The sequence below is a fragment of the Promicromonospora sp. NPDC060204 genome (genome assembly GCF_042728455.1).
Taxonomy (GTDB): Bacteria; Actinomycetota; Actinomycetes; order Actinomycetales; family Cellulomonadaceae; genus Promicromonospora.
Genome location: NZ_JBHWZO010000337.1, coordinates 1 through 5,859, shown reverse-complemented (window position 1 = coordinate 5,859; position 5,859 = coordinate 1). Strand labels below are relative to the sequence as shown.

The 5,859-nt window shown below is 73.8% G+C and carries 4 protein-coding genes; 3 read left to right on the top strand and 1 reads right to left on the bottom strand.

Features of this window, described 5'->3' with window-relative positions; genetic code table 11:
- Positions 1-2 precede the first annotated feature (2 nt).
- Entirely contained in the window at positions 3-1,403 is a 1,401-nt protein-coding gene (locus tag ACFWEJ_RS26530) for a sensor histidine kinase (RefSeq protein WP_377232168.1), read from the bottom strand.
- Between the two features lie 195 nt (positions 1,404-1,598).
- Here ACFWEJ_RS26530 and mtrA point away from each other — a divergent pair, with 195 nt between their 5' ends.
- From mtrA to ACFWEJ_RS26515, 3 genes are read left to right on the top strand one after another with little or no spacing between them, the layout of a single operon-like run.
- Complete coding sequence (gene mtrA, locus ACFWEJ_RS26525; protein ID WP_026366090.1) at positions 1,599-2,279, top strand: MtrAB system response regulator MtrA; 681 nt, start codon at positions 1,599-1,601, stop codon at positions 2,277-2,279.
- A gap of 32 nt (positions 2,280-2,311) precedes the next feature.
- Positions 2,312-4,060, top strand: coding sequence for an MtrAB system histidine kinase MtrB (gene mtrB / locus ACFWEJ_RS26520; RefSeq protein ID WP_377232167.1), 1,749 nt, complete (start codon positions 2,312-2,314; stop codon positions 4,058-4,060).
- A complete protein-coding gene (locus ACFWEJ_RS26515) occupies positions 4,060-5,790 on the top strand; it encodes an LpqB family beta-propeller domain-containing protein (RefSeq protein WP_377232166.1) in 1,731 nt (576 codons plus the stop codon). The genes mtrB and ACFWEJ_RS26515 overlap by 1 nt, the downstream gene beginning before the upstream one ends.
- The last annotated feature ends 69 nt before the right edge of the window (positions 5,791-5,859 follow it).

The following is a 5,859-nucleotide window of genomic DNA, read 5'->3' as shown; positions in this document are numbered from 1 at the left end:
GGTCACGCGCGTCCGGCCGGGCCGGTGGTGGGCAGGGTCACGGTGACCACCGTAGGCCCGCCGGCCGGGCTGGACAGGTCGAACGTGCCGTCGACGGACCGCACCCGGTCGGCCAGCCCGGCCAGGCCGGACCGCAGCCCCGAGCCGTCGGGCGCGACGACCACGGCGCCGCCGCGGCCGTCGTCGCGCACCCGGATCCGGAGCGCCGCCCCGGCGCCTCCGACCCCGGTAACGGGCTCGACCAGCACGTACACGCCGGAGGCGCGGGCGTGCTTGGCCGCGTTCGTGACGAGCTCGGCCACGCTGAAGTACGCGATCGACTCCAGCGCCGGGGCCAGGCGGCCGTCCGCCTCCACGCTCGGGTCCACGTCGACGGTGACGGGCAGGGGCGACCGCGCCGCAAGGGTCTCCAGCGCCACGCCGAGGCCGCTGTCGAGCGCCGGCGGGTGGATGCCCCGGGCCAGCTCGCGCAGCTCGGTGAGCGCCTCCTTGGTCGACGCGTGCGCGGTGTCGACCAGCTCGACGGCCTGGGTGACGTCGCCGCCGTCGGCGAGCTGCTCCCGCGCCTCGCCGAGCTGCATGGCGACGGCGACCAGGCGGGCCTGTGTGCCGTCGTGCAGGTCGCGCTCGATGCGGCGCAGCCGGGCGTCGGCGTCGTCCACGGTGCCGGTGCGGGACCGCTCCAGCTCGGCGACCCGCAGGCTCGCCCGGGTCGGGCTCAGCAGGCCGCTGGTGAGCACCCGGAAGAGCAGCGCGAACATCCGCGTGATCCACGGCCAGCAGAAGAGCAGCAGCAGGCCGGCGAGCGCGGCGAGGGCCAGGCGCGGGGGCGTGTCCAGGAAGTACGCGTCGCCGAACTGCGCCCCGCGGTGCAGCGCGCCGTCGGCGCCGGGCTGCTCCGGCAGGTACCGGTACCAGAACCAGTAGGTGAGGCCGCCCAGGCCGGTGGCCAGGAACGTGATGCTCGTGACGAAGGACAGGATGGCGAGCGGGAACGTGACGAACATGAACAGCAGCGCGCGCCAGCCGGTCGCGTCGCCGATCAGGGAGCCGATCGTGCGCCAGAAGCCGCGCGGCCGCACGTACGGGGCGGGCACGGCGACGTCGAGGTCGAGCAGGTCGCGGGCGAGGCCGCGGTACATCGCGCCCCAGCCGCGGCCGCCGGCCACGACGGCCCCGGCCACGAACAGCCCGACCACCGTGACGGCGATGCCGGCCGTGAAGCTGACCGCGAAGAGCGTGTAGGTCAGCGCGAACGGGGCCAGCAGGAGCACCAGCGTCAGGTAGCCCTGCTCGCGCCAGGTGCGGGCCGCGAACGGTGCGGTGAGGAAGCCGGGGCCGGGCCGCGCGGCGCCGTCCGGGACGACGGCGGGTGCGAGCCGGTCGGCGGTCATGGTTGTCATGGTGCCAGGTTCGCCCCTGCCGGGGTGGGGGCGACATGGGGTCGACCGCCGGGTTCTCCGGGGGTTTTCCCCCGCACCGGGGTGCGGTCCACCCGCGGCCCGCGGCATACCCCCACCGGGTGAACCTGGGCCGAACACGCCAGGTCGGGGCGCACGAGGCCGGGTTTGCTGGACCAGGCTGGCACACTGGAGGGCATGAAGGTACGAGTTCTTGTCGTCGACGACGACACAGCACTGGCGGAGATGATCGGCATCGTCCTCAAGGGCGAGGGCATCGAGGCGATCTTCTGCGCCGACGGGGACTCCGCGCTGGGCATGTTCCGGACCCATCAGCCCGACCTCGTGCTGCTCGATCTCATGCTGCCCGGCAAGGACGGCGTCCAGGTCTGCCGCGAGATCCGCGCCGAGTCGGGCGTGCCGATCATCATGCTGACGGCCAAGTCCGACACGCTCGACGTGGTGGTGGGCCTCGAGTCCGGCGCCGACGACTACGTCTCCAAGCCGTTCAAGCCCAAGGAGCTCGTCGCCCGGATCAAGGCGCGCCTGCGCCGCAGCGAGGACCCGGGCCCGGAGCGCCTGGTCGTGGGCGACGTCGAGATCGACGTCACCGGCCACACCGTCATGCGCGACGGCGAGCGCATCGCGCTCACCCCGCTCGAGTTCGACCTGCTCGTGGCGCTGGCCCGCAAGCCGTGGCAGGTCTTCACGCGCGAGGTGCTGCTGGAGCGCGTGTGGGGCTACCGGCACAGCGCCGACACGCGCCTGGTCAACGTGCACGTCCAGCGCCTGCGCTCCAAGATCGAGCGGGACCCGGAGAACCCGGAGATCGTGCTGACGGTGCGCGGTGTCGGCTACAAGGCGGGCGCGACACGCTGATGCCGTCCGGCCTGGCCGCGCGGCTTCGCCGAGTGGTCTCACGGGCCCGGGTGGTCACGGTCCGGGCCACCCGCCGCGGGGTCGCGCAGTGGCGCTCCTCCTTGCAGCTGCGGGTCGTCACCACCGCCCTCGCGATCGGCCTCGCGGCGATCGCCGTGCTCGGGCTGTACCTGTCGACGTCGGTGCGGGACGGGATCTACGAGCAGCGGCTCGCGGCGATCGACCGGGAGGCCGCCGCGCTGACGACGCAGGTCTCGGAGAACTTCTCGAACTCCGCGACGACGTCGAACGGCGACCTGCAGAGCCTGCTGAACGACACGGTCTCGACGCTCACCGCCACCAGCGGCTCCACCGCGCAGGACTACTTCCTGCTGCAGGAGCCCGGCGGCACCGCGCAGGTGTCCGACGTCGTGTCCCGGGGTGACCTGACGGACGTGGTCATCACCGACGAGCTGCGCCAGGCGAACATCGCCTCCGAGGACGACCAGGTGCTGCAGGCGGTGGGCATCCCGGCGGCCGACGACCCGGGCGTGGTCCGGCCGGGCGTCATCGTGGGCTCCACGGTCCAGGCCGCGCCCGACGCCCGCTACGAGATCTACTACCTCTACTCCCTGGAGCCCGAGCAGGAGACGCTGTCGTTCGTGCACCGCGTGCTGCTCGCGGGCGGGTTCGGGATGCTGGCCCTGCTCGGCGTCGTCACGTGGACGATGGCCCGGCAGACCGTGACGCCGGTGACGCGGGCCGCGACCGTGGCCGAGCGCCTCGCCGAGGGGCACCTCTCGGAGCGCATGCCCGGCGCGCGCGGCGCCGACGAGATGGCGAGCCTGGCGCGGTCGTTCAACGAGATGGCCGACAGCCTGCAGGACCAGATCCGGCGCATGGAGGAGCTCTCCGCGATGCAGCGGCGGTTCGTCTCCGACGTGTCGCACGAGCTGCGCACGCCGCTGACGACCATCCGGATGGCGAGCGAGATCATCCACGAGTCGCGGGACCAGATGGACGCGGACGCCAGCCGCTCCGCCGAGCTGCTGCTGGGCCAGATCGACCGGTTCGAGTCGCTGCTGGCCGACCTCCTGGAGATCAGCCGGTTCGACGCCGGCGCCGCCGTGCTCGACGCCGAGCGGCGCGACCTGGGCGACCTGGTCATGTCCGTGGTGGAGCAGGCCGCCCCGCTGGCGGAGACCAAGGACGTCCGGGTCTCGGTGCGCCTGCCCGACGGCGACGCCGCGGCCGACTTCGACCCGCGCCGGATCGAGCGCATCCTGCGCAACCTCGTGGTCAACGCCATCGAGCACGCGGAGGAGCGCCCCGTCGAGGTGACGGTCGCGGAGAACGACCGCGCGGTGGCGGTCGTGGTGCGCGACTACGGCGTCGGCATGACCAAGCAGGAGGTCGAGCACGTGTTCGACCGCTTCTGGCGGGCCGACCCGGCGCGCGCCCGCACCACGGGTGGCTCCGGCCTGGGCCTGGCGATCGCCCTGGAGGACGCCCACCTGCACGCGGGCCGCCTCGACGCCTGGGGCCGCCCGGGGCAGGGGGCGAGCTTCCGCCTCACGCTCCCGCGCAGCGCGGGCATCCAGGTGGAGGAGCCGCCGGTGACCATGGCGCCCGCCTCGCACGGGCCCGGTGTGCTCACGGGGCAGGTCCCCGTGGTGCACCCGTCCGCCGGCCCGACCCCGACCCAGATCCCGGACCTGTCCGACCACGACCTGGACGAGCGCGGCGAGCGCGGCGAGCGCGCCGGATCGAGATCCACGACGACCGACCTGGAGGTGCGCTGATGCGCAGGGCAGCGAACACCGCGGTCGCCGTCGTCGTCGCCCTGCTCGCCGCCGTCGGGCTCGGGGCCTGCGCCCAGATCCCCACCTCCGGCCCCGTCCGGGTGGGCACCGCGCCCGTCGAGCCCCAGACCGACATCGCGTTGCTGCCGCGCGGACCCATGCCGGGTACGGAGCCGCAGGCGATCGTGTCGGGCTTCCTCGGCGCGGCGGCTGCCGCGGCGACGTCGCCCAAGGAGTTCCAGACCGCCCGGGAGTTCCTGACCAGCGAGGTCGCGGACGCCTGGGACCCGGACGAGGCGGTGCGCGTCGTCCGCGAGGCGCCGCTGCCGGAGCCGCTGGAGGGGGAGATCGACCTCGGGACCACCGAGACGGTGGAGATCGTCGTCCGGGCGACGACCATCGCGACCCTGGACAGCACCGGCGCCTACACCGAGGTGGGCAGCCCGCGCGAGGTCGGCTACCGGTTCACGCTCGTCATGGTGGGCGGCGAGTGGCGCATCTCCGCGCTCGACAACGGCGTGCTCGTGCCCGCCAACCTCTTCGCCAACCAGTACCGGGCCACGCGGCTGTACTTCCCGAGCGCGAACGAGATCACGACCCTGGTGCCCGACCTGCGCTGGTTCCCGCGCCGGCTGTGGCAGAAGGTGGCCGTGGAGCAGATCCTCGCCGGGCCGCCCGAGTGGCTCCAGGGCGCCACGCAGTCCCTGGTTCCGGACGGGACCGGGCTCGTCTCGCAGTCCGTCCCGGGCAGGGACGACGCCGACGTCGTGCCGATCCGGCTCACCGAGCAGATCAGCGAGGTGCCGGCTACGCAGCGCAAGGTGATCGCGGCGCAGCTCTCCGCGACCCTCTCCGAGGGCGCCGGCCGGGTGGTTCCCGTCGAGCTGTTCAGCAACCAGAACCGGCTGTCGGTCGACGCGGCCGACGTGGACCTGCCGGCGACGATCGCCCAGGCGATCGTGCTCAAGGATGACAAGCTGTACCGGGTGGACGACGGCCGGCTCGTCGAGCACGACGTGTCCATCGACCTGTCGGGCATCGACCCGACCGCGCTCGCCGTCAGCCCCGGGACCACACCCATCGTGGTGCGCGACGGCACGGACCGGATCGTCAACCTCTCCCTCGACGAGGGCGAGGGCCCGGTGCCGGTCCTGGAGGGGTCCGACCTGGCGGCGCCGTCGGTGGACAAGTTCGGCAACACGTGGACCAGCGGCGACGCGGGCGAGCTGCGGGTGGCGACGGACACGCTCGACGTGGTCGAGCTGAAGCCCGAGTGGCTCAAGGGCCGCAGGGTGGTCAGCGTGTCGGTGTCGCCGGAGGGCTCGCGCATCGCGGTCGTCAGCGAGACGCCGTCCGGCCGGCAGGTGCAGGTCGCGGGCGTCGTGCGCGACGCCGAGGACGCCCCGGTCAGCCTGGCGGCCGCGCTGTCGGTCGCCGCGCCGGTGGCCGACGTCGTGGAGGCCCGCTGGGCGGGGCTCACGACGCTCGCCCTCCTGACGCGCAACGGTCAGGGCACGTCCTCCGTCTGGAACGCGGGCGTCGGGGGCCTGGCCGGCACCGCCGGGCAGTCGCGCCAGCTCCCGGGGCTCACCGACGTCGCCCAGATCGCGGCGGGCGTGACCGACCAGGGGATCCTCGTGCTCACCGAGGACGGCGACCTGGAGCACGAGGAGACCGGCGTCTGGCAGCCGATCGCCGAGGACGTGGACCTCGTCGCCTACCCGGGCTGACCTGGCTCGCGCGTTCCTGCGCGGGAGAGCTGGGCGGGAACAGGACGGCGGCGGGGCGGAACCGTATCC